The 26,652-nt window shown below is 38.0% G+C and carries 20 protein-coding genes and 4 tRNA genes; 13 read left to right on the forward strand and 11 right to left on the reverse strand.

The genetic code is table 11. The features are described 5' to 3' along the window. Nucleotides 1-5: 5 nt before the first annotated feature. The 5 genes from menB (at nucleotide 6) to AB4J89_RS00960 (ending at nucleotide 4,430) form a co-directional block, all read left to right on the forward strand. A complete protein-coding gene (gene menB, locus AB4J89_RS00940) occupies nucleotides 6-863 on the forward strand; it encodes a 1,4-dihydroxy-2-naphthoyl-CoA synthase (protein WP_075670662.1) in 858 nt (285 codons plus the stop codon). Further along, nucleotides 863-1,834 (forward strand): o-succinylbenzoate synthase, encoded by a 972-nt coding sequence (gene menC / locus AB4J89_RS00945; RefSeq protein WP_368467782.1) that lies wholly within the window; start codon nucleotides 863-865, stop codon nucleotides 1,832-1,834. Before menB ends, menC begins: the two co-directional genes overlap by 1 nt. Further along, entirely contained in the window at nucleotides 1,822-3,252 is a 1,431-nt protein-coding gene (gene menE / locus AB4J89_RS00950; protein WP_368467784.1) for an o-succinylbenzoate--CoA ligase, read from the forward strand. Before menC ends, menE begins: the two co-directional genes overlap by 13 nt. A 168-nt stretch (nucleotides 3,253-3,420) precedes the next feature. Continuing rightward, nucleotides 3,421-4,041, forward strand: coding sequence for an iron-sulfur cluster assembly scaffold protein SufA (locus AB4J89_RS00955; protein WP_368467786.1), 621 nt, complete (start codon nucleotides 3,421-3,423; stop codon nucleotides 4,039-4,041). Between the two features lie 5 nt (nucleotides 4,042-4,046). Beyond that, complete coding sequence (locus AB4J89_RS00960) at nucleotides 4,047-4,430, forward strand: type II toxin-antitoxin system YafO family toxin (RefSeq protein WP_311755015.1); 384 nt, start codon at nucleotides 4,047-4,049, stop codon at nucleotides 4,428-4,430. 137 nt (nucleotides 4,431-4,567) lie between these two features. Here AB4J89_RS00960 and AB4J89_RS00965 read toward each other — a convergent pair whose 3' ends face one another. Further along, on the reverse strand, nucleotides 4,568-6,022 hold the full coding sequence (locus tag AB4J89_RS00965) for a catalase (protein ID WP_311755014.1): 1,455 nt from the start codon (nucleotides 6,020-6,022) through the stop codon (nucleotides 4,568-4,570). 284 nt (nucleotides 6,023-6,306) lie between these two features. On the opposite strand from AB4J89_RS00965, the gene AB4J89_RS00970 reads away from it, so the two are divergent. Next, nucleotides 6,307-6,849 (forward strand): YfaZ family outer membrane protein, encoded by a 543-nt coding sequence (locus AB4J89_RS00970; protein WP_088495143.1) that lies wholly within the window; start codon nucleotides 6,307-6,309, stop codon nucleotides 6,847-6,849. A gap of 92 nt (nucleotides 6,850-6,941) precedes the next feature. Here AB4J89_RS00970 and tyrP read toward each other — a convergent pair whose 3' ends face one another. The 6 genes from tyrP to ubiG form a co-directional block, all read right to left on the reverse strand. Continuing rightward, entirely contained in the window at nucleotides 6,942-8,153 is a 1,212-nt protein-coding gene (tyrP, locus tag AB4J89_RS00975) for a tyrosine transporter TyrP (protein WP_088495144.1), read from the reverse strand. 181 nt (nucleotides 8,154-8,334) lie between these two features. Next, nucleotides 8,335-8,568 (reverse strand): YgdI/YgdR family lipoprotein, encoded by a 234-nt coding sequence (locus AB4J89_RS00980; RefSeq protein ID WP_036935606.1) that lies wholly within the window; start codon nucleotides 8,566-8,568, stop codon nucleotides 8,335-8,337. Nucleotides 8,569-8,658: 90 nt separating this feature from the next. Continuing rightward, nucleotides 8,659-8,937 carry a class I ribonucleotide reductase maintenance protein YfaE gene (yfaE, locus tag AB4J89_RS00985; protein ID WP_075670674.1) on the reverse strand — a complete coding sequence of 93 codons (279 nt, stop codon included), beginning with the start codon at nucleotides 8,935-8,937 and terminating at the stop codon, nucleotides 8,659-8,661. Nucleotides 8,938-8,962: 25 nt separating this feature from the next. After that, nucleotides 8,963-10,093, reverse strand: a complete 1,131-nt coding sequence (nrdB, locus tag AB4J89_RS00990; RefSeq protein WP_075670676.1) for a class Ia ribonucleoside-diphosphate reductase subunit beta — start codon at nucleotides 10,091-10,093, stop codon at nucleotides 8,963-8,965. Between the two features lie 11 nt (nucleotides 10,094-10,104). Continuing rightward, the gene (nrdA, locus tag AB4J89_RS00995) at nucleotides 10,105-12,396 is read right to left on the reverse strand and encodes a class 1a ribonucleoside-diphosphate reductase subunit alpha (protein WP_088495146.1); all 2,292 of its coding nucleotides are present in this window, start codon (nucleotides 12,394-12,396) and stop codon (nucleotides 10,105-10,107) included. Nucleotides 12,397-12,744: 348 nt separating this feature from the next. Next, the gene (gene ubiG, locus AB4J89_RS01000; protein ID WP_102949485.1) at nucleotides 12,745-13,482 is read right to left on the reverse strand and encodes a bifunctional 2-polyprenyl-6-hydroxyphenol methylase/3-demethylubiquinol 3-O-methyltransferase UbiG; all 738 of its coding nucleotides are present in this window, start codon (nucleotides 13,480-13,482) and stop codon (nucleotides 12,745-12,747) included. A gap of 172 nt (nucleotides 13,483-13,654) precedes the next feature. On the opposite strand from ubiG, the gene gyrA reads away from it, so the two are divergent. Continuing rightward, nucleotides 13,655-16,282, forward strand: a complete 2,628-nt coding sequence (gene gyrA / locus AB4J89_RS01005) for a DNA topoisomerase (ATP-hydrolyzing) subunit A (protein WP_088495147.1) — start codon at nucleotides 13,655-13,657, stop codon at nucleotides 16,280-16,282. Nucleotides 16,283-16,474: 192 nt separating this feature from the next. Next, nucleotides 16,475-19,315 carry a two-component system sensor histidine kinase RcsC gene (rcsC, locus tag AB4J89_RS01010; protein WP_088495148.1) on the forward strand — a complete coding sequence of 947 codons (2,841 nt, stop codon included), beginning with the start codon at nucleotides 16,475-16,477 and terminating at the stop codon, nucleotides 19,313-19,315. A gap of 397 nt (nucleotides 19,316-19,712) precedes the next feature. Here the strand turns inward: rcsC and rcsB are convergent, their stop codons facing one another. Both rcsB and rcsD read right to left on the reverse strand, forming a co-directional pair. Further along, on the reverse strand, nucleotides 19,713-20,369 hold the full coding sequence (rcsB, locus tag AB4J89_RS01015; RefSeq protein ID WP_006533269.1) for a response regulator transcription factor RcsB: 657 nt from the start codon (nucleotides 20,367-20,369) through the stop codon (nucleotides 19,713-19,715). A gap of 2 nt (nucleotides 20,370-20,371) precedes the next feature. Continuing rightward, nucleotides 20,372-23,080, reverse strand: a complete 2,709-nt coding sequence (gene rcsD / locus AB4J89_RS01020) for a phosphotransferase RcsD (RefSeq protein WP_088495149.1) — start codon at nucleotides 23,078-23,080, stop codon at nucleotides 20,372-20,374. 202 nt (nucleotides 23,081-23,282) lie between these two features. On the opposite strand from rcsD, the gene AB4J89_RS01025 reads away from it, so the two are divergent. The 4 genes from AB4J89_RS01025 (at nucleotide 23,283) to AB4J89_RS01040 (ending at nucleotide 23,913) form a co-directional block, all read left to right on the forward strand. Next, a tRNA-Ser gene (locus AB4J89_RS01025) sits at nucleotides 23,283-23,370 on the forward strand. A 6-nt stretch (nucleotides 23,371-23,376) separates the two neighbouring features. Next, nucleotides 23,377-23,452 (forward strand) — tRNA-Thr (locus tag AB4J89_RS01030). A gap of 291 nt (nucleotides 23,453-23,743) precedes the next feature. After that, nucleotides 23,744-23,831, forward strand: a tRNA-Ser gene (locus AB4J89_RS01035). A gap of 6 nt (nucleotides 23,832-23,837) precedes the next feature. After that, a tRNA-Thr gene (locus tag AB4J89_RS01040) sits at nucleotides 23,838-23,913 on the forward strand. A gap of 72 nt (nucleotides 23,914-23,985) precedes the next feature. On the opposite strand, the gene AB4J89_RS01045 is transcribed toward AB4J89_RS01040, so the two are convergent. Both AB4J89_RS01045 and AB4J89_RS01050 read right to left on the reverse strand, forming a co-directional pair. Beyond that, nucleotides 23,986-24,426 carry a hypothetical protein gene (locus tag AB4J89_RS01045; protein WP_075674219.1) on the reverse strand — a complete coding sequence of 147 codons (441 nt, stop codon included), beginning with the start codon at nucleotides 24,424-24,426 and terminating at the stop codon, nucleotides 23,986-23,988. A 187-nt stretch (nucleotides 24,427-24,613) separates the two neighbouring features. Further along, a complete protein-coding gene (locus AB4J89_RS01050; protein ID WP_088495150.1) occupies nucleotides 24,614-25,351 on the reverse strand; it encodes a helix-turn-helix transcriptional regulator in 738 nt (245 codons plus the stop codon). 241 nt (nucleotides 25,352-25,592) lie between these two features. Here AB4J89_RS01050 and AB4J89_RS01055 point away from each other — a divergent pair, with 241 nt between their 5' ends. Continuing rightward, nucleotides 25,593-26,408, forward strand: coding sequence for an antitermination protein (locus tag AB4J89_RS01055; RefSeq protein WP_368467793.1), 816 nt, complete (start codon nucleotides 25,593-25,595; stop codon nucleotides 26,406-26,408). Nucleotides 26,409-26,652 lie beyond the last annotated feature (244 nt).

A 26,652-nucleotide genomic window follows, 5' to 3' on the forward strand; every position in this document is an offset into this window, starting at 1 on the left:
TAATTATGCTTTACCCGAGCGAAGAAAAATTATATGCACCGATTGAATGGCAGGATTGTTCTGAAGGTTTTGAAGATATCCTCTATCATAAATCAGTCGATGGCATTGCAAAAATTACGATTAACCGCCCGCAAGTGCGTAATGCTTTCCGTCCTTTGACAGTGAAAGAGATGATCCAAGCATTAGCTGATGCACGTTATGATGACACAATTGGTACTATCATTTTAACGGGTGCTGGTGAAAAAGCATTCTGTGCAGGTGGTGACCAAAAAATTCGTGGCGACTACGGCGGATATCGCGATGATAGCGGTACTCATCACCTGAACGTGTTAGATTTCCAACGCCAAATCCGTACTTGTCCGAAACCTGTTGTAGCAATGGTTGCCGGTTATTCTATCGGTGGTGGTCATGTACTTCATATGATGTGTGACTTAACTATCGCTGCTGAAAACGCTATTTTTGGTCAAACTGGGCCTAAAGTGGGTTCTTTTGATGGTGGCTGGGGCGCTTCTTATATGGCTCGTATTGTTGGTCAAAAGAAAGCACGCGAAATCTGGTTCTTATGCCGTCAATATGATGCAAAAGAAGCATTAGAAATGGGCTTGGTTAACACTGTTGTTCCTTACGCAGATCTTGAAAAAGAAACTGTACGTTGGTGTCGTGAAATGCTGGAAAACAGCCCAATGGCATTACGTTGCCTGAAAGCTGCATTAAATGCAGACTGTGATGGTCAAGCAGGCCTTCAAGAATTAGCGGGTAATGCAACTATGCTGTTCTATATGACTGATGAAGGTCAAGAAGGTCGCAATGCCTTTAACGAAAAACGTCAACCTGATTTCACTCGATTTAAACGTAACCCATAATGCGAAACGCCAAACTCTATTCATTCAGCCTACCTGTAGATGCAGGCGTTGTTCTGCGCTATCAAAGGCTAAAAACGCGTGATGGTTTTCTTGTCTGTTTAGAGCAAAATGGCAAACAAGGATGGGGTGAAATTTCACCTCTTCCTGAGTTTAGCCGTGAAACTTTAGAACAAGCACAAGAAGCCGCACAATCTTGGTTAACAGCTTGGTGTGCGGGTGAAAACCCTGTTCATAGTGAACTGCCAAGTGTGGCTTTTGGTATTAGCTGTGCATTAGCAGAGCTTGAAGGTACATTGCCACAAGATGCGAATTATCGTGCTGCACCTTTATGTAATGGCGATCCTGATGATTTGATTTTAAGCCTTAATGATATGGAAGGCGAAAAAGTCGCTAAAATCAAGGTTGGATTATATGAAGCAGTGCGTGATGGGATCGTTGTTAACCTGTTATTAGAAGCTATCCCTGACTTAAAACTAAGACTTGATGCCAATCGAAGCTGGACTCCAGCAAAAGCAGAAGGCTTTGCGAAGTATGTTAATCCGCAATGGCGTGACCGTATTGCGTTTTTAGAAGAGCCTTGCAAAACACCTGAAGAGTCACTGGCTTTTTCTCAAGCAACTGGTATTAACATTGCTTGGGATGAAACGGTACGTGATGATGGTTTTGAAATAAAACCACAATCTGGTGTGACAACGATTGTTATTAAACCTACGTTAGTAGGAAGTCTTGAGCGCTGTCAAATGCTTGTTAAACAAGCGCATGCGTTAGAGTTAGATGCCATTATCAGTTCAAGTATTGAAAGTAGTTTCGGGCTTACTCAATTAGCAAGAATTGCACAATGGTTAACACCTAATAGCATTCCGGGGCTTGATACCGTTGATTTGATTAAACAACAACTTATTCGTCCTTGGCCAAATGTGGATATTCCGCTTATCTCTCTTGAACAGCTAGAGACAGTATGGCAACAGTAGTTCCGTTTAAACAATGGCCGTGGCATCACTGGGCACAATTATCCCCAAATGAAACGGCCATCATTTCAGGTGTTTCACCTATTACATGGCAACAACTAAGTTGTCATATTAATCAGTTAGCTAGTAATTTTGCTAAACAAGGTGTTGATACACAAAGCACTGTGTTGTTGCGTGGAAAAAATCACATCAATCTTGTTTTCGCACTGCTCGCTGTTTTTCAATGTGGTGCAAAGGTTTTGCCTTTAAATCCACAGCTTCCAAAATCTTTACTTGATGAATTATTGCCTCACTTAGACATTGATTTTTATGCTGATTTGAGTGAAATACCGTTAGATTTAAATGCAACATTGCTTGATCTTAGTGGCATTGAGCTAGATAACATGTCACGTCAATATAAAGCTCAAACAGTAAATGATGTCCAATGGACGCCATCTCGTATGGCAACACTTATTTTGACATCAGGCTCATCAGGTTTGCCTAAAGCCGCAGTACACACCTTTGATGCTCATCTTTACAGTGCAATGGGTGTTTTATCATTAATGCCTTTGGAAAAGGGGGATAGTTGGTTACTTTCTTTGCCTCTATTTCATGTTTCAGGACAAGGTATATTTTGGCGCTGGTTATTACGCGGAGCAACGCTGGTGGTGCGTGAAATGCACCCATTTGTAGATGCTTTGCAAGGTTGTACCCATGCCTCTTTAGTTCCCACACAATTATGGCGTTTTTTACAAAATAGAGCGCAGCAAAATAATCAACAACCTATTACCCTAAAATCTGTTTTATTAGGGGGAGCAATGATCCCTATTGAGCTAACACAAGAAGCAGAACATTGGGGAATTCAATGCTGGTGTGGTTACGGCATGACAGAAATGGCGTCGACCGTTTGTGCCAAGCGTGCGGATGGTAAAGCAGGAGTAGGACTTCCACTAAAAGGCAAAAATATTAGGTTAGTGGATGATGAGCTTCAGATAATGTCTGACAGCGTCGCATTAGGTTATTGGTTTGATGGTAAATTAAAACCACTATCGCTTACGGCTGATGGTTGGTATTCAACGAGAGATAAAGGCTGTTTTAGTGCCGAAGAGTGGTGTGTTTTAGGCCGTTTGGACAATCTTTTTTTCAGTGCTGGCGAAGGGGTCCAACCAGAAGATATTGAAAAAATTATTAATACACATCCAAGTGTTAGCCAATCTTTTGTTGTCCCTATCGATGATGCTGAATTTGGGCAACGCCCAGTTGCAGTTATTGATGCTGATATTGAAATAATCAATCAATTACCACAATGGTATCACTCCCGATTAGCCGGATTTCAAAGACCGGTTGCTTGCTTACAACTTCCTGAAAGCCTTAAAAATGGGGGAATTAAAATTTCCCGTAAACAAGTGCAACAATGGGTGAAAGGGCAACTGTTGAAGTGATATCGATGCATTTGTCGAGCCTCCTCTCAAAATTCTATTTCTAATATAAAAGGTAGATAAAAGTAATTTGAATCTATGCTCACCATGGTTAAAATGATGAGCATAAAATAGACAATGGATGTAAAAGTAATACTTAGGAATAGAATAATTCGTTGATATGGAGTTCAAATGACGAAAAAAACAATGCAGTTAACGATAGCCACTATAGCAACAAGTTTAATGGCTTCATTAGCTCCTGTACCTGCAAAAAGTATTTCACTTAATACGATATCGACTGTTGAAAAACAAGCTAAGCAAAAAAAAGCGACAGCATTAGCGTTTGAGTTACCTCATGGGCAAATATTGTTACCTTTAGATGAAGCTACTGAATACCTCAATAACATCAATATACAGCAACGTATTCTACTTAATTCAATGATAGAAAAACGGAAAAATAGAGGTAAAGGCCCTCTTTTTACTAATTTCGCTCAAGTAAAGCGTTTGTGTATCGATGGGGTAGCGTGTCATAGACAAATTAAAGCCGCAGTACAGCATGTCATGAGTGGAAACAATATCGATAATTTATTTCCAGACGATTTAGAACAACAAGCCAAATATAAAACAAGCCTACTTCAATTTGGTCGAGTTGTTGCTCAGGGCGAATTCATTTTGCGAGATATCTTATCGTGTATTGAGCAATGTTCAGTTCCTGAAAAGACCGTCCATTTAGTTGATATGCCAGATCAAGATGAAGTCAGCGCTTGGATTTTAGCTGAACATCGTAAAGTTGGAGTTGTTGACACGGAGTAGTCTGGATGGTTTGTGTTGTAAATATACATGCTGATGTAGAGATGCCAGAAGTCGCCAATAAATATGCTAAAGCGATCGAGAACTGGAAAAATACGGGAATATTACCAGATAGATTTGGGAATGAAGGCCAATGGGAAGATAACTCAAGGTTGTGTGGCTCATTTGTTTACAAGCTTCATATTCGGTTGCCGTCAGAGCTTGCTTGGAAGAAAACAAAACCACAAATCGACAGACATTCAAACCATTACCTTGTTTTCTCAAGACATTGGCTGAATTACGACAATATACAAATTATTGGCATTATGTCACCGAATGGACATGAAAAAGCTAAAACTTCTTATATGGCAGAATTAGAACGACGAGCGGAAGAATTCCAAAGTAGTGACTAAGCTTTATTCGATAATTACATATTTCTCATCATTTATTTTATTAACAATAAATACCAGAGATTATAAGAGAAAAAGAAAGGCGCCCGAAGGCGCCTTATTATTTTTGCCGAGTTGCTCACAGGGCTTCTTATTATGAGTTACTTAGCGTCTTTTTTGGTTAACGCTTTCATTGCTTTTTCAACGCCTGCACCATATTCAGGGTGAACTTTCTTAAATAAGGCAATCTGACGTTTTTGTGTATCTTTACTTGCCTGTATTAATTCACCTGCAATACGAGCAAACATACGTTGATGCTCTTCATCACTCAGTAATTCATACAGCGCGCGAGGTTGGCTGAAGTAATCTTCATCTTCACGATGATTCCAGTGATCTGCCGCACCTTCAATTGATAATGGTGGCTCTTTAAAATTAGGCTGTTCTTGGAACATACCACCATTATTTGGCTCATAAGTAATACCGCTACCACTATTACCATCAACACGCATTGCACCATCACGATGATAATTATGGAATGGGCATTGTGGCGCATTCACAGGGATTTGATGATGATTAACACCTAAACGATAACGGTGAGCATCACCATAAGAGAATAGGCGACCTTGTAGCATCTTATCTGGGGAGAAACCAATACCCGGAACGATGTTTGCAGGGCTAAATGCCGCTTGCTCTACATCAGAGAAATAGTTTTCAGGGTTACGGTTTAGCTCGAAATAGCCCACATCAATTAATGGATAATCAGCATGAGGCCAAACTTTAGTTAAATCAAAAGGATTATAAGGGACTTTTGACGCTTCTTTTTCTGGCATGACTTGAATTTGTAAATTCCAACGAGGGAAATCACCACGTTCAATAGCATCAAATAAATCACGTTGTGAGCTTTCTCTGTCTTGACCTACGAGAGTTTGTGCTTCGTCATCCATCAGGTTTTTAATGCCTTGTTGGCAACGGAAGTGGAATTTAACCCAAAAGCGCTCATTATCTTTATTAATAAAGCTATAAGTATGGCTACCAAAGCCGTGAATAAAACGATAGCTTTGTGGTAAACCACGGTCACTCATATCAATGGTTAATTGGTGCAGAGCTTCTGGCAAATGAGAGAAGAAATCCCATTTGTATGCCATATTACGGAGGTTAGTTTTAGGGTCACGTTTTACAACGTGGTTTAAGTCTGGGAATTTCAGGGCATCGCGAAGGTAGAAAACAGGGGTGTTATTACCCACCATATCCCAGTTACCTTCTTCGGTATAAAATTTTAACGCAAAGCCACGAATATCGCGTTCGGCGTCTGCGGCACCTCTTTCACCCGCAACGGTTGAAAAGCGAGCAAACATTTCTGTTTTTTTACCCACTTTAGAGAAAATTTTAGCGCGAGTATATTTCGTAATATCGTGAGTGACTTTAAATGTACCAAAAGCACCAGAGCCTTTTGCGTGCATACGTCTTTCTGGAATAACTTCACGATCAAAGTGAGCTAGCTTTTCTAAAAACCAGACATCTTGAAGTAACATTGGACCACGAGGGCCTGCTGTCATTGAGTTATTATTGTCTACAACAGGTGCACCTGACGCCGTTGTTAGCTTTTTCTTTTCCATCACATATCTCCAGTTTATGAAATAGTAAACGATCTAAAAAAATAGCATGTGTGAATAAAACGAAGCGAACAGCCTTATATTTATTATGGTTAATATTGGCTGTAATTCCACTTTAGCAATATTGAACTCATTAATAAAACCAATTAGACCAATAATATTGATAGCCGTAACTTATTTACATAGATTGAAAATTCTACAGATTATCTTTCAATTTTGAGCCAAGTTGTTTAATAAATTTGTTGTATAATTATAAGTTAGGACAATTATTTGCTGGAGTAATAACAATGAAAAAATATTTATTGGTCGGTGCGATAAGTGCGCTGTTTGTGGCTGGAAATGCCAATGCAGTATCAATGAATATTCAAGCAGGGGAACATTATACAGATGTTCGCGCTGGTTTAGGTGATCCTAATGCGGGTCTTTCTTTTAATGGTAACTGGGCTCGTAGTGATCACGATGGTCAAGTAGGAAGCTTAGGTGCAAAATTTGCGTTACCTTTAGGACCTTTTTCAGCAAGTGTTGGTGGTAAAGCTCTCTATTTAGCACCCAAAAATGGTGATGATGGTGCTGCTTTAGCGGGTGGTGTGGGCCTTAACTGGAATGTTCTACCTTCTTTAAGTGTGTATGGCGAAGCCTATGCATCTCCTGAAGGATTAACCTCTGGTAGCAAATCTTATTATGAAGCCGATGTAGGTGCTCAATTAACGGTATTTAAACCATTGCATGTCAATGCTGGTTATCGTGTGATTGAAATCGAAAACTCACATAATAGAAGCAATAATAAATTAGCTGACGGTTTCTATGTGGGTGCCGGTTTAAGTTTCTAATCTAGGCGCTATATCTGAATCAAAAAAAGCAGGTGTCTAAAATTAGCACCTGCTTTTTTGTTATCTACAAGAAAGCGATATAAGAAAGGAAGTTAGCCAACTTGAGGTAATAAACCAAAAGTAATGGCGATTTGAATACCTATAACTATCAGACCGCAAACAAACACAATACCTAATGCGCCTTTACCACCTTTAACTTTGTATTTATCAGCACCGTTTTGTTCTTGTCTAACTTTCCATACTAATAAAGCGGGTAGAAGCAATGCTAAAATTGACAGTGCGATAGCCGCATAAGCTAATGCTTGCACAAAGTTAGGGAAATAAAGCGCACAAACTAAAGGTGGAACAAAGGTTAATAAGCTTGATTGCGCACGCCCAGTTGCACGATTACTGCGCTTAAAGAGATCCGCAAGATAATCAAATAGACCTAATGCAACACCAAGGAATGAAGTCGCTAAAGCTAATGCCGCAAATAAGTTAACTGCAATATTCACGCGAGGTGTAGCAACAACATCACGAATAGCGGTAAGTAAGCCATTTAACCCAGATTGTTGCGCCATAATTCCCATAAAAGTATTTGTTGGGATAGCACCTAATGTGGCAATTTGCCATAAGATATAAGCAACAAGCGGAATAGCACTACCAATAATAAAGATAATACGCAGCTTTTTAATATCGCCATTCATGTAACTTACGATACTTGGCACACTACCGTGGAAACCAAATGAGGTGAAAATAACAGGAATAGCAGAAAGAATCAGCCCATATGCCACAGGCATTGAGGTTAAGTTTACTGACTCAACGTGAGGTAACATCACAATCAGCATAAATATGAGGAAGAAAACTTTTGCAGTAAACAATAGACGGTTAATCATATCAACCGATGTTGTACCAATTCCTACCACAGCTCCGCCAATCACTGTAAAGATAATAATACCTTGTGTGACAGAAAGCTCATGTCCAATCCAAGATGAAAGGGTGGCTGAAAGTAATTCACCCGCACCGCTAATATAAGCGGTCGTTAACGCGTACATTAATAGCAACAGTGCGAGCCCAGTGATAACTTGACCACCTACACCGAGATAGCGTTTTGCGATAGAGCCAAGACCTGTATGAGGATCGTTGTATTGATAAACTTCCACCAGCAGTAATGCGGTATAGCTCATCAATAACCATAAGCCAACAAGCAATAGCATCATCGTGCTAAAGCCGATACCCACAGCAGCTAGTGGCATTGCCAGCATACCTGCCCCAATTGTTGTTCCTGCAACAATAAAAACACTGCCTATAGTGCGATTCTTCACAAGATCCTCTGTTCACTAGACTATTTTATTTACTTAAAAAGCAGAGTATAAGAATGGTAAATTTCTGTCAAATTTTAATTACGTATAGTGTAATGATTAGTTTACAAAAAAGATTTTATGAATAAAAAAACGCCAATCATAAATATGAATTGGCGCTTTAAGAGAAGGGCTTATAAGAGCGTTAATCGTCAAGCTCTACCATTCGTCTTATTTGATCACGATTAATCTGTTTAATCTGTCCGGTTTCTGAATCTTTGTAGGTAATTAACCCGGTTGCTTCATCTTCTTGGGGTTTATCTGTCGTTAAAATTGTTTCCCCATTTACTGTTTCTATTTTTTGTGGACTTGAACAGCCTGCAACAAGCAGAATTGATGTAGAAATAGCAATGACTGAGAAAATAGACTTTAATTTCATAATGCTTTTCCTTTTTTTATCGTGTTAACTTAACCTTAGTCAAAGTTGAACAAGAGTGTTAGAAAAAAGCTCAAATTAAGATAATTCAAATTATTCAGAGTAAATTTCTATTTCGATATCACTGATGGGATGGCAGCTACAAGGTAAGATTTCATCGGGTTGGATAAACGCTAAAGGTTCATTACGATAACAAACTTTGCCTTTCACTAGGCGTAGGCGACAAGAGCCGCAATAGCCTTCACGACATTGGTATTCGACTTGGACTTTCCCATGTTCTAATGCATCAAGCAAAGAAGGATGGGTGTCAGTATGAAATTCTAAAGGTTTTGAAAGACCCTGCTGATGCAGGGTCACTTTATGAGATGCCATAACGTATCGGTGTTATTTCTCAGTATTACAGTTCAAAGTTACTTAAATCATCAGTATCAACTTGTGAATCGATTTGACCCACTAAGTAAGAACTGACTTCAACTTCTTGAGGCGCAACTTGAACGTTGTCAGACACTAACCATGCATTGATCCATGGAATAGGGTTAGAACGTGCTTTAAATGGTAATTTAAGACCCACTGCTTGCATGCGAATGTTGGTAATATATTCAACATATTGGCAAAGGATATCTTTATTTAAACCAATCATAGAGCCTTCAGAGAATAGGTATTCAGCCCACTCTTTTTCTTGCTCTGCGGCTTCAACGAACAGGTCATAACACTCTTGCTCACATTCTGCTGCGATTTCTGCCATTTCAGGATCATCTTGACCTGAACGCAGTAAATTCAGCATGTGCTGTGTACCTGTTAAGTGTAGCGCTTCGTCACGAGCAATTAGTCGAATGATCTTTGCGTTACCTTCCATCAGTTCACGTTCAGCAAAGGCAAATGAACAAGCAAAGCTAACATAGAAACGGATTGCTTCTAGTGCGTTGACGCTCATTAAGCACAGATAAAGCTGTTTCTTTAATTTGCGTAACGTGACATGAACCGTTTTACCTTTAACTTGATGGTCGCCTTCACCATACATGTGATAAAGATTTGTTAGCTTGATTAACTCGTCATAATAAGAAGAAATATCACGCGCGCGTTTTAAAATTTCTTCATTTTCAACGATATCATCGAACACAACTGACGGATCGTTAACAATATTACGAATAATATGAGTATAAGAGCGCGAGTGGATGGTTTCAGAGAATGACCATGTTTCAACCCATGTCTCTAACTCTGGGATCGAGATTAAAGGTAAAAATGCCACGTTAGGGCTTCTTCCTTGAATCGAATCCAACAGCGTTTGATATTTTAAATTACTAATAAAAATATGTTTTTCATGATCAGGTAAAGCATTGTAGTCAATGCGGTCACGAGAAACATCCACTTCTTCTGGACGCCAGAAGAAGGAGAGTTGTTTTTCAATTAGCTTTTCAAAAATAGGATATTTTTGCTGATCATAACGCGCTACGTTAACAGGTTGCCCAAAAAACATGGGCTCCTGAAGTTGATCATTTTTAACTTGTGAAAAAGTAGTATACGACATAGCTTCCTCAATTAAATTTTACACGCGCCGCCTTCACAATCTGAATCTTCCGTCTCAACGACTTCTTCCAGATCACCCTGTACATCATCAGCACCATCACGGGTATTGTGATAATAAAGTGTTTTCACACCGTATTTGTAAGCGAGCAGCAAATCTTTCAGCAGTTGGTTCATTGGAACCTTACCGCTAGGGAAACGAGTAGGATCGTAGTTAGTGTTTGCTGAAATTGCTTGGTCAACGAATTTCTGCATGATGCCCACTAACTGCAAGTAACCTTCAATACTTGGCATTTGCCACAGTAATTCATAAGCGCCTTTCAAACGCTCATACTCAGGAACCACTTGACGTAAAATACCGTCTTTAGAGGCTTTAATACTGATATAACCACGTGGTGGTTCGATACCATTTGTTGCATTCGAAATCTGTGAAGATGTTTCTGATGGCATCAGCGCAGACAGTGTTGAGTTACGTAAACCGTGCTCTTTAATGTCTTTACGTAAACTTTCCCAATCGTAATGCAGAGGTTCTTTTGTCAGTACATCTAATGATTTTTTGTAGGTATCAATAGGTAAGATACCGTCAGCATAAGTGGTTTCATTAAACCATGGACATGCGCCTTGTTCTTTCGCTAATTCATTAGATGCTTTTAATAAATAGTATTGAATTGCTTCAAATGCACGATGAGTTAAGTTATTTGCACTACCATCAGAGTAGCGAACACCGTGTTTTGCTAAATAATAAGCAAAGTTAATCACACCAATACCTAAGGTACGACGACCCATTGCACCTTGTTTTGCCGCTAAGATTGGGTAATCTTGATAATCTAACAGTGCATCCAATGAGCGAACGGCTAAACGAGCAAGTTCTTCTAAATCATCAAGATTTTCAATTGCACCTAAGTTAAATGCAGATAACGTACACAGTGCAATTTCACCATTAGGATCTTTAATATCATTCAATGGTTTAGTTGGCAGTGCAATTTCTAAGCATAAATTTGATTGGCGAATTGGTGCAACAGCCGGATCAAATGGGCTATGTGTATTACAGTGGTCAACGTTCTGAATGTAAATACGGCCAGTTGATGCACGTTCTTGCATCATCAATGAGAATAACTCAACCGCTTTAACTTGTTTTTGGCGGATGCTTTTATCTTTCTCATATTGCACATATAAACGTTCAAATTCATCTTGATCAGCAAAGAATGCATCATATAAACCCGGGACGTCAGAAGGGCTGAATAAAGTAATATCCTGACCTTTGATTAAACGTTCATACATTAATTTGTTTAACTGAACGCCGTAATCTAAATGACGAACACGGTTATCATCAACACCACGGTTGTTTTTCAGTACCAGCAGGCTTTCAACTTCTAAATGCCATAATGGATAGAATAAAGTTGCCGCACCACCACGAACACCACCTTGCGAGCAAGATTTTACCGCAGTTTGGAAGTGTTTATAGAAAGGGATACAACCTGTGTGGAATGCTTCACCATTACGAATAGCACTACCTAATGCACGTATACGACCTGCATTAATACCAATACCTGCACGCTGAGAAACATATTTCACAATGGCACTTGATGTCGCATTGATAGAATCAAGGCTGTCGTCACACTCAATTAATACACAAGAGCTAAATTGACGAGTTGGTGTTCTTACACCCGCCATGATTGGCGTTGGTAATGAGATTTTAAAGGTTGAAATCGCATTATAGAAACGTTCGATATAGTCCATACGTGTTGCTTGTGGATAACGAGAGAACAAGCAAGCCGCAACTAAAACATATAAGAACTGTGCGCTTTCGTAAATTTCACCTGTAATACGGTTTTGAACGAAGTATTTACCTTCTAATTGTTTAACCGCAGCGTAGGAGAAGTTCATATCACGTTGATGAACAATAAAGTTATTCATCTGTTCGAACTCTTCTTGTGTGTAATCTTCAAGAAGATGGCGATCATATTTGCCTAAATCGACTAATTTTTTAACGTGATCATACAGTGTTGGTGGCTCAAATTGGCCATACGCTTTTTTACGTAAATTAAATACGGCAAGACGGGCAGCGAGATACTGATAATCAGGCGTTTCACCAGAAATTAAGTCTGCAGCAGCTTTTACCAGCGTTTCATGGATATCAGCAGTTTTGATACCATCATAAAACTGAATCTGAGAACGTAATTCAACTTGAGATACTGAGACATTTTCTAGACCTTCAGCGGCCCAGGCGATAACACGGTGAATTTTGTCTAAGTCAATGCGTTCTTTATGACCATCACGTTTTGTGACGAGCAGGCTGTGATTCATGAGCGATGCACCTTTCTTGCATTAGTGTTACCTGAAATTTTATACCGCAAAAAAACGCTCCCGATGACAATCTGTGCCAAGGAGTCTTGTGGTGTGAAATTTAAGGAAACACAATATATAGGGGTTGGTTCAAATGGTGATAACAAGATAAAGGTAATTGAGAGATTGATCAAGTGTACAAATCTGATTGTTTCTGTGGATAAATAGGGGATAAATTTTTTAACAACTGCCTGTACCCTGCATAAATACAGGCAGTAAGAAACACAAATTCAAGTGACAACGATGTAAAGTCAATTTTAAAAAATGTGATCGTTTGATGTTTTATTAAACCAAATCAAACTTTCAGTTTCACGAATTCGAGTTATGTGTCGATTGTGTGTGCACCATATAATTCACATCGACATTTGGCGCTAATCGGAATTTGTCAGTGATCGGGTTATAATGTAAACCAATCATATTTTTGCTACGCAAATCGGTTTCATCGACCCAACTCAGTAATTCTGACGGGCGAATAAACTTATTAGCATCATGTGTGCCCTTAGGTACCATATTCAGAATATACTCCGCCCCTACCACCAGCATCAGCCACGCTTTTTTATTACGATTGATGGTTGAGAAGAAAACATGTCCACCGGGTTTTACCAATTTTGCACAGGCTCTTACAACAGAAGAAGGGTCAGGAACGTGCTCTAACATCTCCATACAGGTAACGACGTCGTAAGTTTGTGGGTTTTCATTCGCGTGATTTTCAACAGTATCTTGAATGTAAGTGACAGGAATACCTGATTCCAGCGAATGCAAACGAGCAACTTGTAATGGCTCTGTACCCATATCAAGACCAGTTACTTCAGCTCCAGCACATGCCATACTTTCAGACAAAATACCGCCACCGCAACCAACATCTAGGACTTTTTTTCCAAATAGGCCGTCTGCGCGTTCTTGAATATAGTTGAGCCTTAATGGGTTGATGCGGTGCAATGGCTTAAATTCACCTTCAAGATCCCACCACCGTGATGCGACGCTTTCAAACTTGTCGATTTCATGCTGATCCACGTTAGCATGTAAAGAGGTTGTTTTATCATTCATCAGAAAGTATTACTCCTATTTTCATATTGCCATGATTCTACCAACGTTAGACGGTGAAATCGAAGAGAATAGCGAAAGGATCATTAATTTAGTTGTTTCCTTTTTCCAAAAATTGGCGATTTGTGGTATAGTTCTAAACCTTTGAATCCGTAGTATGAGGGACAGTGGCTCCATGAGCGACATTGCCAGAGAAATCACACCAGTTAATATCGAAGAAGAGCTGAAAAGCTCATATTTGGATTATGCGATGTCTGTTATTGTAGGACGCGCATTACCCGATGTTCGAGACGGACTGAAGCCAGTACACCGCCGAGTGCTTTTCGCGATGAATGTACTAGGAAACGATTGGAATAAACCTTATAAAAAATCAGCCCGTGTTGTTGGGGATGTTATCGGTAAATATCACCCGCACGGTGACAGTGCTGTTTATGAAACGATTGTTCGTTTAGCACAGCCTTTTTCTATGCGTTACATGTTGGTTGACGGGCAGGGTAACTTCGGGTCAGTTGATGGTGACTCGGCTGCTGCAATGCGTTATACCGAAGTTCGTATGGCGAAAATCGCCCATGAACTGCTGGCGGATTTGGAAAAAGAAACGGTTGATTTTGTTCCTAACTATGATGGAACAGAACATATTCCGGCAGTAATGCCAACCCGTATTCCAAACTTGTTAGTCAATGGTTCTTCAGGGATTGCGGTAGGGATGGCAACAAACATTCCTCCACATAACCTAGGCGAAGTTATCGACGGCTGTCTTGCTTATGTTGATAACGAAGACATCACGATTGAAGAGTTGATGGAACATATTACGGGGCCTGATTTCCCGACTGCCGCTATTATTAATGGTCGCAGAGGAATTTTAGATGCTTACCGTACTGGTCGCGGAAAAATTTATATCCGTGCTCAGGCTGATATCGAAACTGATGAGAAAACAGGTCGCGAAACTATTATCGTGACAGAAATTCCTTATCAGGTGAATAAAGCTCGTTTAATTGAAAAAATTGCAGAGCTTGTTAAAGATAAGCGTATTGAAGGTATTAGCGGATTACGTGACGAGTCTGATAAAGACGGTATGCGTATTGTCGTTGAAATCAAACGTGATGCTGTGGGTGAAGTGGTATTAAATCACTTATTCTCACAAACACAAATGCAGGTTTCTTTCGGTATTAATATGGTTGCGCTTCACCAAGGCCAGCCAAAATTATTAAATCTAAAAGAAATTATCTCTGCCTTTATTCGTCACCGTCGTGAAGTTGTTACTCGTCGTACTATTTACGAATTACGCAAAGCGCGTGACCGTGCTCATATCTTAGAAGCACTGGCTGTTGCATTGGCGAACATTGACCCAGTTATTGAAATGATCCGTCAAGCACCAAATCCAGCAGAAGCAAAAGCGGCATTAATTGCACAGCCTTGGGATTTAGGTAGCGTTTCTACCATGTTAGAGCGTGCTGGCGACAGCAACGTTGCTCGTCCTGAATGGTTAGAGCCACAATATGGCGTGCACGACGGTAAATACTATCTAACAGAGCAACAAGCTCAAGCTATTTTGGATCTGCGTTTGCAGAAACTGACAGGCCTTGAACATGAAAAACTGTTAGATGAATATCGTGAGTTATTACTCCAAATTGCTGAGTTATTACATATCTTAAGAAGCCCAGAACGTTTGATGGAAGTTATTCGTGAAGAGCTAAATGCGATTAAAGATCAATATAATGATCCTCGTCGCACCGAGATCACTGAAAACACGGCTGATATTAATATTGAAGACTTGATCAATGAAGAAAATGTTGTTGTGACACTTTCTCACCAAGGTTACGTTAAATATCAACCGCTTACTGATTACGAAGCACAGCGTCGTGGCGGTAAAGGTAAATCAGCAGCAAGAATTAAAGAAGAAGACTTTATCGATCGTCTATTGGTGGCTAACACCCATGACACGATTTTATGCTTCTCAAGCCGTGGTCGTCTCTACTGGATGAAGGTTTACCAGTTACCAGAGGCAAGTCGCGGTGCTCGTGGTCGTCCAATTATCAACTTATTACCTCTTGAGCAAAATGAACGTATTACCGCTATTTTGCCAGTAAGAGAGTATGAAGAAGGTAAGTTTGTCTTTATGGCAACGGCAAGCGGAACTGTGAAGAAAACACCTCTGCAAGATTTCAGCCGTCCTCGTAGTGCAGGTATCATTGCCGTTAACTTAAATGAAGGCGATGAATTAATCGGTGTTGATTTAACCGATAGCACAAACGAAGTTATGTTGTTCTCTGCTGAAGGTAAAGTGGTTCGCTTTGCGGAAGATTGTGTTCGTCCAATGGGCCGTACTGCGACAGGTGTTCGTGGTATGAAACTGAGCGATGACGATAAAGTGGTTTCACTCATCATCCCTCGCGGTGAAGGTGATATCTTAACCGTAACTGAAAATGGTTATGGTAAACGTACTGCTCAAAGCGAATACCCAACGAAGAATCGTGCAACACAAGGCGTTATCTCTATTAAAGTGAGTGAGCGTAACGGTAAAGTTGTTGGTGCAATTCAAGTTGAAGAAACTGACCAGATTATGATGATCACCAATGCGGGTACATTAGTTCGTACACGTGTTTCTGAAGTCAGCATTGTTGGACGTAATACACAAGGTGTTACCTTAATTCGTACAACAGAAGATGAGTTGGTTGTTGGCTTGCAACGTGTTGAAGATGAAGACGATGCATTAGATGACGACGAAGTTAATGAGGTTATTAGCGAAACGCCATCAGAAGCACCTGATTCAGATTTAGCAGATGATGCGGACGAAGAATAATATTTATCATTATTGTGATGTATAAATAAAAGAAAGCAGGCATAATTGCCTGCTTTTTTTATGTGGTAGGATCAGTTCATCATCAGAAATAATTATCCTGATGATAAAGATCATATCATTCAGACATTCAGTAACTTCTGCTAGAATAGAATAAGTTTCTTATGCGGTAGGAATATTGATTAGGGTGGTTGTTTGAGATATCTCTCGTCCTTTAAAACATCGTTAAAAATTTCCCGCTACCTTTTTCGCATATTAGGTATCATGTTGTGGGCGATGGGTGCATTGCTAACCATGTTTTACCTCATCAATATCTTCAATGATACTAAGTCTGATATTCGGCAAGAGTATAGTAATAACTATACTAATCTCCTTGGTTTCTTTAGGCAAACCTCCGGCACTATCCGCGATTTACAATACCTCGCAGAACGTCACCAAGAACAAATTAACTTAAACCCGAGCATAAAAAACTCATTATTTTATGAAGGACCATTCTCACTTCATAAACTTAATGACACCGCAGATTGTGAATTATTTAAGGGGCAAACAAACAACTATTTCCGCTCCTTTAACAGCATCTTATATTATTGGAAAGATAATACTCCGGCATTACAAGGGATAAACCAAGTCTTTATGGTTGGCTCCCATAGCATGTGTATGATTAACTTCCCTTTGCGCGCATCCCCTGTTGATACTGAAATGTTGAAAAAAATGGTTTACGAAAATACACGTAACTATGTTAATCAACGCGCACAAGGTAAAGAAGTTAACCAATATTGGATAGTGCCAGATGCAAAAGGGGATAGTGGCATTTTATATGTTATGTCGCCAGTTTATGCCTCAGGTAAATTCATTGGTCTGATTGGTATTGAAAGAGCTATTCGTCTTGAGTATTTCTCTCCTGCCAAAGATAGAGTGATTTCAATTCACCTTCTTAACAGTAGGAACACCACTGTTTTAAGCTATCCAGCAGAAAACAACTATCATGCCGTTAAACAGGTTCCTGATGTCAGTGCTCCTTATTTTGGTTTTGATGAAGACTTTAGTGATTTAGTTGCTAAGCGTAAATTATTACCTTCATCTTTTAGTGTGGTGTATTCATTACCACTCAAACAAATTTTAAATGAATTTAAATTCACGATTTTTAATGCGCTGATCTTAAATATTATTTCAGCCATTATGATTTTTATTTTCGTCTGGATCTTTGAGAGAAAAATATTCTCTCCAGCCGAAAATAATGCCTCTCGTCTAGAAGAGCACGAACAGTTTAACCATAAGATTGTGGCATCAGCGCCAGTCGGGATCAGTATTCTTAGAATACGTGATGGCATGATCATCTTAAGTAACGAGCTAGCACACAACTATTTTCGTTTGCTTAGCCATAGCGATAAACAAAATATCCTTTCTATTATTGCTGAGAAAAGTAGCAATATGGTCGATGTAGTGACCAACAATCGTAATCATCTGCAAATAAGTTTTGTTAACTCACGTTATCAAAATGAAGATGTGGCTATCTGTGTTTTAGTGGATATTAGCGCACGGGTTAAAATGGAGCGCTCACTACAAAATATGGCGACAGCTGCGGAGCAAGCTAACCAAGCTAAATCGATGTTTTTGGCAACGGTCAGCCACGAATTACGAACACCACTTTATGGCATTATTGGTAATCTAGAATTATTGCAGTCGCTTACACAAAATGATGATACTTCTCGATTACTAAAGACGATGGATAACTCCTCATCGTTATTGCTAAAAATTATTAGCGATATCCTCGATTTCTCGAAAATTGAATCTAAACAGTTAAAAATTGATATTAAGCCATTTAATTGTCGCCAAGTGCTTTCTTTTGTTATTTCTAACTATTTACCTTTGATTGCGAAAAAAGACTTGGCTATTTACTGTTTTATCGAACCTGACGTACCAAAAATTGTAAATAGTGATCCTGTTCGCGTACAACAAGTTATCTCTAATTTATTGAATAACAGTATTAAATTTACTACGACGGGATGCATTACCTTACATCTTTATAAAGATGATTATTATCTCTATTTTGATATTCACGATACAGGGCGAGGCATTAGCGATAAAGCATTGCATGAGTTGTTCGAACCATTCTTCCAAGTATCTCAAAATACAGAAAGTGCATCAGAGGGAACTGGATTAGGTTTGGCCATTTGTGAAAAACTGATCAACTTAATGGATGGGGATATCAGTGTTGTTTCCCAAGAAAATATTGGTAGCCGCTTTACGGTTCGTATACCTCTTTATGGTGCCTTAGAAGGAATTGAATCGTCTTCTAAACAGAATATTTATAAAGAAAGTAATGTTCGTTGCTTTATAGATATTAAAAATCTTTATTTGGAAGGTTTTATTGGTCGATACCTTCGTTATTTCGGTTTGAGCTGTGAATTACTTACTGAAGAAGTGGTGATATCTTCAACCGATTTTATTATTACGGACTACGATCTACCAAGAAAAGATAACTGCCAATTTATTAGGATCAATGAGCATTACTTTGAGCCATCGAAGAAAATAGCTGAAAATATATGGGTATGCAGTACTTACAAACTAAATGAATTAACAAAAATAATACTGCAATTACCACAAAACAAAGTTGAAGCTAATTGCGTAGAGATGGTGGAGCAAACTGCAGATTGTAGCTTACAAACCTTAACGGTTCTTATTGTCGATGATCATCCAATAAACCGCTTATTGTTGACCGATCAACTGAAAAAAATCGGTTTTAATACAGCAACAGCAGAAGATGGCTGTGATGCATTAACGTATTTAGCTAAGAATCATGTTGATATCGTGCTGACGGATGTCAATATGCCGAATATGAATGGCTATCAGCTTGCAACACATATAAGGGAAATGGGCAGCGATATGCCTGTGATCGGTGTGACGGCGAATGCGATTGCTGAAGAGAAGCAACGTTGTATTGATGCTGGAATGAATGATTGTGTATCTAAACCTGTTTCGCTTTCCATTTTAAGAGAAGTGTTGGTGAGACATATTCCTAAAGAAGAATTCTAGATCGTGAACGATAAAACGAGTAAATAAATAAAGACTAATTTATTAGTCTTTATTTATTTTTAAGCCCAAACAAGGCGAAAAATGATGTGTTTAAAAAGCATTTTGATAGATAAGATGAAAAAAAGCAGAGCCATAACAAGATAAATTGATTAAAAAGCGGGGTAAGAAAGCCTCTACAACGGTCTGTGAGCCTGGAAATAAATAAAGGTATGAAGAAATAGAAGAATAATTTATACAGCTTATAGGAGTTTGTGGACAAGGAGGATATTACAAGGAAAGAGAAAGATAAACCCAAAGAGAATGAGGAATAAAGAGTAAAAACCAAAAAGCAGAGAAGCTCCCACAAAGGGTTGAGCTTCCTGATTTTATCGGTGTGACTAAGGTAACTACGGTGAAATTAATCTGGGCCGTTAATTTCCTTATCAATAGTCACTGATGACAAGTAATTAAGTAATGCGATATCGTTATCGACACCTAATTTCATCATGGCTGATTTTTTCTGGCTACTAATCGTTTTAATACTACGATTAAGTTTCTTCGCGATTTCAGTCACAAGGAAGCCTTCAGCAAATAATCTCAGCACTTCACTTTCTTTTGGTGATAAGCGCTTATCGCCATAGCCATTCGCATTGACTTTTTCAAGTAGCTTAGCAACGCTTTCAGGCATAAATTTCTTGCCTTTTTGCAGCGCAGCCAATGCTTTTGGCAGATCAGTTGGAGCACCTTGTTTAAGCACAATACCTTCAATTTCAAGATCAAGGACTGCACTCAAAATAGCTGGGTTGTTATTCATTGTAAGTACAATGATCGACAAATTAGGATAATGTCTTTTTATGTACTTAATGAGTGTAATACCATCACCATACTTATCGCCAGGCATGGACAAGTCAGTAATTAATGCATCCACATTTAACTTAGGTAAGTTATTGATAAGTGAAGTCGAATCTTCAAATTCACCTACAACATTGACCCATTCAATTTGTTCTAAAGATTTACGAATACCGAATAAAACGATTGGGTGATCATCGGCAATAATAATATTAAGGTTATTCATGTTTAATTGTTACCTTGCTGCAGCAACTGTTGAATCCATTTATCCAGTTGAGTGATACGTTCTTTGATCTCTAATTCATTATGATTTTTTATGTCATGTTCTAAATATTCACAGCTTTCTCTGAGATATTCTAAATCTAACATGGCAAAAACCCCTTTTAGACGATGAGCTGTCTGGGCTAGAGAATGAAAGTCTTTATTTGTTGCTTCTAAGTGTAGTTTTTCAACATCAATAGGAACAGTACTGATAAATAGTTCCTTATAATCACTACCATTCAACGTCTTCCTATAATTATTAAGAATTACTTCGTATTTATCAAGGTTATTATTTTCATCCCAAATACTCTCTTTAGTTGTATCTAGGGGAAATGACTCATTTTCTTCAATTAAATAAGTAATAGCCTCTATTAAAGGATCTCCGAAGTTATAGTTACACTTTATTAAATCTTTTGATATTTTTTCAAATCCAACAATAGAACTCATTAATAATATTGTTGGAGATTCAGGATTATCATTCGGCGTATCCCTAAGTATGATATCGTATTCAGGATAAAGATTCTCTCTATTTTTATCAAAGTATGTAGCGCCATATTTATCAAGCTGTTGGCAAATGATTTTTTCTATTTCAGGGTTTTTTATGGCGAGTTTTGCGTTTATTCCCTCTAATAATACGTTAAAAGTTCGTTCTTCTGTATCTATATGCTGGTATGGGAGTACAATTCGGAAATGAGAACCAATACTTTCTTGGCTCTTAATCGTTAATTCTCCCTGTATTTTATTACATAACAAATGACACAAATAAAAAATGATACCTGAATTAGAATAATATTTGTCTCCCATTGCTTGGCCTAAAAATGGGTATTTTATATTAGCAATGTCTTGAGGTGTAAGCCCACTTCCACTGTCAATAATATCAATAAGTATTTCTTCTTTATCTTTATTTTGGGCTAAATTTAGATTAACTGTTATCTTTCCATAATTAGTCGTACTAATGGCATAATTAATCAATGATAAAATAATCTTACTTAAAGCTGGCCCATCGTTAATTAAAAGTAAGCCAGGTCTTATATTATTGTGGAAATAAAGTGTTAGACCTTTTCTTATCATAAAAGGTGATGCTGTTATCAGAATAGATTCAACTAATGTTGAGAGTTCAAATTCATCCTTATGAATTTTCCATTCTTGATTTTCTAACTTATTAATTAATGTAATGTTTTCTATCCACTCAGAAATGTAATTTGTTTTCTCTAATAATAAGCTAAGTAATTGTTGGTGGGTATCTTCGGGTAATAACTCTTTGAATTGATAAACCATCTCATTTATATCTTTGATGGGACGCATCAGTTCTAATGACATATTAGATAGAATCTTGCGCCGTGCGATGGTGTTTTTCTCATATTCTTGTTGTGCAAGTTGTAATTTTTTATTGATTAGTGCTTCATTATCTTTATTCAGAAATATGAATAATGATGTATTGTCAATATTATTGTTATTACTGGTTCTTATTTCATAAATTTCGTTGTTGATAGCCGTTTGGATTAAGCCATTGTGTTCAACTGCCATTTGGCGGATCTTAGATAAATCGATATGAGGCAGCAATTTTTCCGCATGACTATTACTAATAATCTTATGATTAGAGGAAAAATTATAGACTAATAATCCTATCGGAAGGTTCGAAATGATGTCGTTTGTCATCTCTTCTTTGATCCGTAGATTACGAGTCATAGAGATATAAGGGAAAACGTACTTATTACGAATATAGATATGGCCAAAAACGGAGATGGAAATAAATACCAGCAGGCTGATTAATAACCAAATATTTTTGTAGGCAATCTCTTTTATAATCGATTTCAACGGATATTCATAAGAGAGTGAATAGGGGATACCTGCAATCGGCTGAGAAAAGATCAGTGAAGAGCCGTCAGTTGATACTTCAATGCTATTTTTGTCGTAAACAGATTGCTGACCTGTTGGAAGTAGTCTTAAGTAGTGTGGAGACAATTCTGAAGGTAAGAAATTATTGATAGGTAAATCAAACGCCACTACGCTAGTTAACTGGCCTGGCACATTAAACATAATACGATAAGTGTAGTAATAGATGTTTTCTGTAGACATCTTTCTAATAGGAGAAAGACTCTCTTTTTCATCTAATGCCGTTGATTGCATCAATAACTCAGACCGTTTATTTTCAGCCGTTAATGTTAAATAGCTTTCTTTGTAACGGATTTCTGGTTTAAGCACAGAATGAGTCGTAATTAAGATAAGATCATTCCCTTTACCATTTAGATAATAAAGTGAACTGTAATCATTACGTACTCCCCAAAGAATTTCGAGTGAATTTGCAAATCGTTGTGCTAGCTGAAAGGTTTGTTCATTGGGTTTGCCAAATATAATGGAATCTACAGTTTGATCTCGCCCTTCAAGCCAAAACACATCAGAACGTAATTTTATTGGATTAAGTGGCAATACAGGGAACGTCGAGGTATCGGTTATTTTATTTGATAGCTGAAAAAGCTGATTAGAGTGGTAACGGTAATCTTCAACCTGTCGAGCAAATTTGAGAGTCGTATTGTTGATAGCATTTTTTTTGCTATCTAGCCAAGTGTCAAAATAACTGTAAGCGTATAGAAAAAGCGATATGACCATAAAAAGAAGAAACAGGGCATATAGACGAGTTAGTGTATTTGGCTTGAGTTGGTTCAATGTACGCATTCAGTTTGCGAGCCTTTAAGAGACAATGTAATTAAAAATAGAAAATTGAATAAACAATCACCATTATTCAGTCATTATATTAACAGGTTATCGCTTTAAAAGGGATATTCGGATGAACTTTGAGCAAACAAACAAAAAAATCCAATTTTTTTACAATCGGAGCTAGACAGCGGGGTCAGAGATAGGCATAATTCCGCGCTATGGAAGGATGGCCGAGTGGCTGAAGGCAGCGGTCTTGAAAACCGCCGATGGGAAACCATCCTAGAGTTCGAATCTCTATCCTTCCGCCAGAATTAGCCGGCTTAGCTCAGTTGGTAGAGCAACTGACTTGTAATCAGTAGGTCACCAGTTCGACTCCGGTAGCCGGCACCATATAAGAACCCGTTATCTCGTAAGAGATAGCGGGTTTTTTCTTATCTATAATTCTATTTTTCATTTTCCCTTTTATTTATTTTTATTTAATTTCTTTTTGATTACTCCGTTTATCTCTCGATATCACTATGGTTTTTTTATCTCTAGTTATCAAAAATTAACCAATATATTAGTGGGTTAGCATTTTTTAAGCAGAAAGCGCTTGAAGATTGAGCAAACAGATAAAAAAGTCATTTTTTTTACAATCAGGACTAGACAGCGGGGTCAGAGATAGGCATAATTCCGCGCTATGGAAGGATGGCCGAGTGGCTGAAGGCAGCGGTCTTGAAAACCGCCGATGGGAAACCATCCTAGAGTTCGAATCTCTATCCTTCCGCCAGAATTAGCCGGCTTAGCTCAGTTGGTAGAGCAACTGACTTGTAATCAGTAGGTCACCAGTTCGACTCCGGTAGCCGGCACCATATAAGAACCCGTTATCTCGCAAGAGATAGCGGGTTTTTTCTTTGATAAATTTAAATTTTGATTAACTCATGTCATTTGCTAATTGACATCACTTCCCAGTACTTAGTTGTTTCATTTTGGATATAAACAAAGAATTTGCTGTTGATGATAAATATAGCAATGCTTCGGTTAAAGCCTTTAACGAAGCTAAACGTATTTGTAGAGGTTAATTTTCCACTATCTTGTATTAAGAAAAGCTCAAAATATTTGTTTTCTGTTGAAATGCAACATAAATACTGTTTACCTGTGACTGCATCATAAGCAATGCTCATATAATCATAATAATATGCAAAAGTACCACTATCAGCTAAAGGGTCACGGATCAGTTTGCCTGATGGGTGAACTGTTCTTGTCATATATTCTTTATCCTTACTCATGGAAAGTAAGTAAGTATTACCATCAGCATTAAATGAAATATTGGTAGGATAAAATTTATTCTCAGTATCTGAGTCAGTTACTATAAGTTTAGTCATTTTAGTTCTCCTATTGAATGAAGTTTTATTTTTTACTTTTTTTATGGTTTTTAAAATAATAAAATTCAATAGGAACTTTATAAGAAAAATATTGTTTAACAAGTTGATTTTATTGAATAATAATATTATGGTTCAATGTTATAAAAATATTAGACCATAATATTATAAAGCCACTTTTTATAATAAACTACCAACCCATCACGGACCAATTAAATACGCGTCCCAAAATTTTCACTTCTTCTAATGTAGAACGCTCATCTGGGTAATCAATAGTGTTATAGCTACGGATGATAATGGTGTTATTGGGGAGTCGATGTAAAATTTTGACTCTTAAAAGATCACCTTGCTGAATAGCATAAATACCGCCATCAACAATTTTTGTATGTCCTGTACTGATAGTGACAATTGAACCATCAGGAATAACAGGGGACATACTGTCACCGTGAACTTTAAAAGCAACAGCATCACTAGGTTGAACGCCATAGCGATTAAATGTAGAACGAGAAAATCTCAATAATTCCACCTTCTGATTATCAGTGGTACAACTTCCAAAACCGGCAGCCAATTCAATAGTAGTATAGAAGGGGATCTCGACTTCATCTCGTTCTATCGGTGTATTATTATCCCAATCATCAACGGGTGTCATCTCATTGACCGAAACACCATCGTTTCTTTTTGCTCCCCGTCCATATTCTAACCATTCTGCTCGAATATCGAGCCATTGACTTAATGCTAAGATATTTGTTGGATCGGGAATTGACTCACTGTTTAGCCATTTCCATACTGCTGGAGCACTGACTTTTATACCTTGTTCAGCGAGTGCATCTGTAATTCTTTTACCTAACCCACGTCCTGCAATCCCTGAATCTAAACAAGCTTCTTGAAGCCTTTTTGTGAACTCCGTTTTATTATCATTTTTAACCATTGGTTAATTTCCTTTGCTACTTGACGTTACTTTGGTTAAAATATAGCATTAACTATTAGTTAATAAAAGTATGAAAAGTACAAAAAAGTAACTAAATAAACCAATGCAAGAGTGGTAAGTAAAAATCACGTTGAGATAACGCCGTAAAATGCGGGTGATTTAGATGCATAAATGCCATGCCTTGTCGTGGTACATGGATGACCAATTAGTAGTAGTGATAGGAAATCAAAAGGAGCATTAAATGAGACTAGCAGACTTACCTAAATATTTTTCACCCAAAAGTATTGTATTGAGTGATGTAAGAACTGTTAAAGCAGTAGATTCGCTTTCAGTAACCGATGTAATGACATCAATTAGCCTAGTAACGCGAAAAGGGCGCATGGGAATAGAATTGTTTTTAGCTAAACATAATATTAGTAACCCAAGCGAAGCGATAGAAAGCCTTTACCAATATGCATTAACCCAAGCTTATCAATATAAAGCGATTGATAAATTAACTGAAAACGATAAAGCCAAAGTTTTACATATTATTGCTAATTATGCTTTTCAAGATTACGCAAGAAGTGCCGCAAGTAAGAAAGCGTGCCCTGATTGCAGTAATGGATTTATTGAGGTTGAAGTTTTTACCACTAAAAGCTACACCTCAAAATCGGTTAAAGGACTTGAGCAAAACTTTAAAGATGGGTTGAAAGTTAAACCAATAAATAAGACCTCTTATCGTGAAGTGAGAGAGACAACTCGAGTTGTTTGCCCTACATGTAAAGGGAAGGCTGAAATTCGTTTAGCATGCCGTTGCCATGGACGTGGTCAAATTTTAGATAAAAAAGAGAGCGAAAAACAGGGTATGCCTGTTTTCAAACCTTGCAATCAATGTTCAGGGCGCGGGTATCCTCGTTTAAAATTCAGCGAAGTATTAAAACAAGTACAAACAGTAGTGGGGGTTTCTAAAACTGTTGCGTACAGTAACTATAAGCCGTTATTTGAACATTTAGTTGAAGAATGCTTTAAAGAAGAGTCTTTGTCGGAAAAAATTCTTCAAGAAGTGACTGTTAAGTAATAATTTTCTATGTTTATTTATTTTTGTAGAAACTAGTTGTTGACCTTTAGGAAAAAAAAGCATACTATATCCCCACAGTGAGAGATTTGTATCTAAAGACCTCACAGCAGAATATAAAGAGCCTCACTTCGGTGGGGTTTTTTTGTATCTGCTCTTCACTAGCTAACATATATTCATGATGTTAGATAAATAAAACATAAAATACCTTTATTAAAATAGGATTTAAAATAAATCCTGTGAAAGT

The sequence above is a fragment of the Proteus sp. STS61-E genome (genome assembly GCF_040932335.1).
In the GTDB taxonomy this organism is placed as follows: Bacteria; Pseudomonadota; Gammaproteobacteria; order Enterobacterales; family Enterobacteriaceae; genus Proteus; species Proteus mirabilis_B.

What these genes read in the sequence shown, in the direction of transcription:
- AB4J89_RS00980 (WP_036935606.1), bottom strand. Translation starts at nt 8,568, where the DNA reads ATGAAATTAAAGTCTATTTTCTCAGTCATTGCTATTTCTACATCAATT.
- AB4J89_RS01045 (WP_075674219.1), bottom strand. Translation starts at nt 24,426, where the DNA reads ATGACTAAACTTATAGTAACTGACTCAGATACTGAGAATAAATTTTAT.
- AB4J89_RS01055 (WP_368467793.1), top strand. Translation starts at nt 25,593, where the DNA reads ATGAGACTAGCAGACTTACCTAAATATTTTTCACCCAAAAGTATTGTA.
- menB (WP_075670662.1), top strand. Translation starts at nt 6, where the DNA reads ATGCTTTACCCGAGCGAAGAAAAATTATATGCACCGATTGAATGGCAG.
- menC (WP_368467782.1), top strand. Translation starts at nt 863, where the DNA reads ATGCGAAACGCCAAACTCTATTCATTCAGCCTACCTGTAGATGCAGGC.
- rcsB (WP_006533269.1), bottom strand. Translation starts at nt 20,369, where the DNA reads ATGAATAACCTTAATATTATTATTGCCGATGATCACCCAATCGTTTTA.
- nrdB (WP_075670676.1), bottom strand. Translation starts at nt 10,093, where the DNA reads ATGTCGTATACTACTTTTTCACAAGTTAAAAATGATCAACTTCAGGAG.
- yfaE (WP_075670674.1), bottom strand. Translation starts at nt 8,937, where the DNA reads ATGGCATCTCATAAAGTGACCCTGCATCAGCAGGGTCTTTCAAAACCT.
- AB4J89_RS01050 (WP_088495150.1), bottom strand. Translation starts at nt 25,351, where the DNA reads ATGGTTAAAAATGATAATAAAACGGAGTTCACAAAAAGGCTTCAAGAA.
- menE (WP_368467784.1), top strand. Translation starts at nt 1,822, where the DNA reads ATGGCAACAGTAGTTCCGTTTAAACAATGGCCGTGGCATCACTGGGCA.
- AB4J89_RS00965 (WP_311755014.1), bottom strand. Translation starts at nt 6,022, where the DNA reads ATGGAAAAGAAAAAGCTAACAACGGCGTCAGGTGCACCTGTTGTAGAC.
- AB4J89_RS00960 (WP_311755015.1), top strand. Translation starts at nt 4,047, where the DNA reads ATGGTTTGTGTTGTAAATATACATGCTGATGTAGAGATGCCAGAAGTC.
- AB4J89_RS00970 (WP_088495143.1), top strand. Translation starts at nt 6,307, where the DNA reads ATGAAAAAATATTTATTGGTCGGTGCGATAAGTGCGCTGTTTGTGGCT.
- nrdA (WP_088495146.1), bottom strand. Translation starts at nt 12,396, where the DNA reads ATGAATCACAGCCTGCTCGTCACAAAACGTGATGGTCATAAAGAACGC.
- rcsD (WP_088495149.1), bottom strand. Translation starts at nt 23,080, where the DNA reads ATGCGTACATTGAACCAACTCAAGCCAAATACACTAACTCGTCTATAT.
- ubiG (WP_102949485.1), bottom strand. Translation starts at nt 13,482, where the DNA reads ATGAATGATAAAACAACCTCTTTACATGCTAACGTGGATCAGCATGAA.
- AB4J89_RS00955 (WP_368467786.1), top strand. Translation starts at nt 3,421, where the DNA reads ATGACGAAAAAAACAATGCAGTTAACGATAGCCACTATAGCAACAAGT.
- gyrA (WP_088495147.1), top strand. Translation starts at nt 13,655, where the DNA reads ATGAGCGACATTGCCAGAGAAATCACACCAGTTAATATCGAAGAAGAG.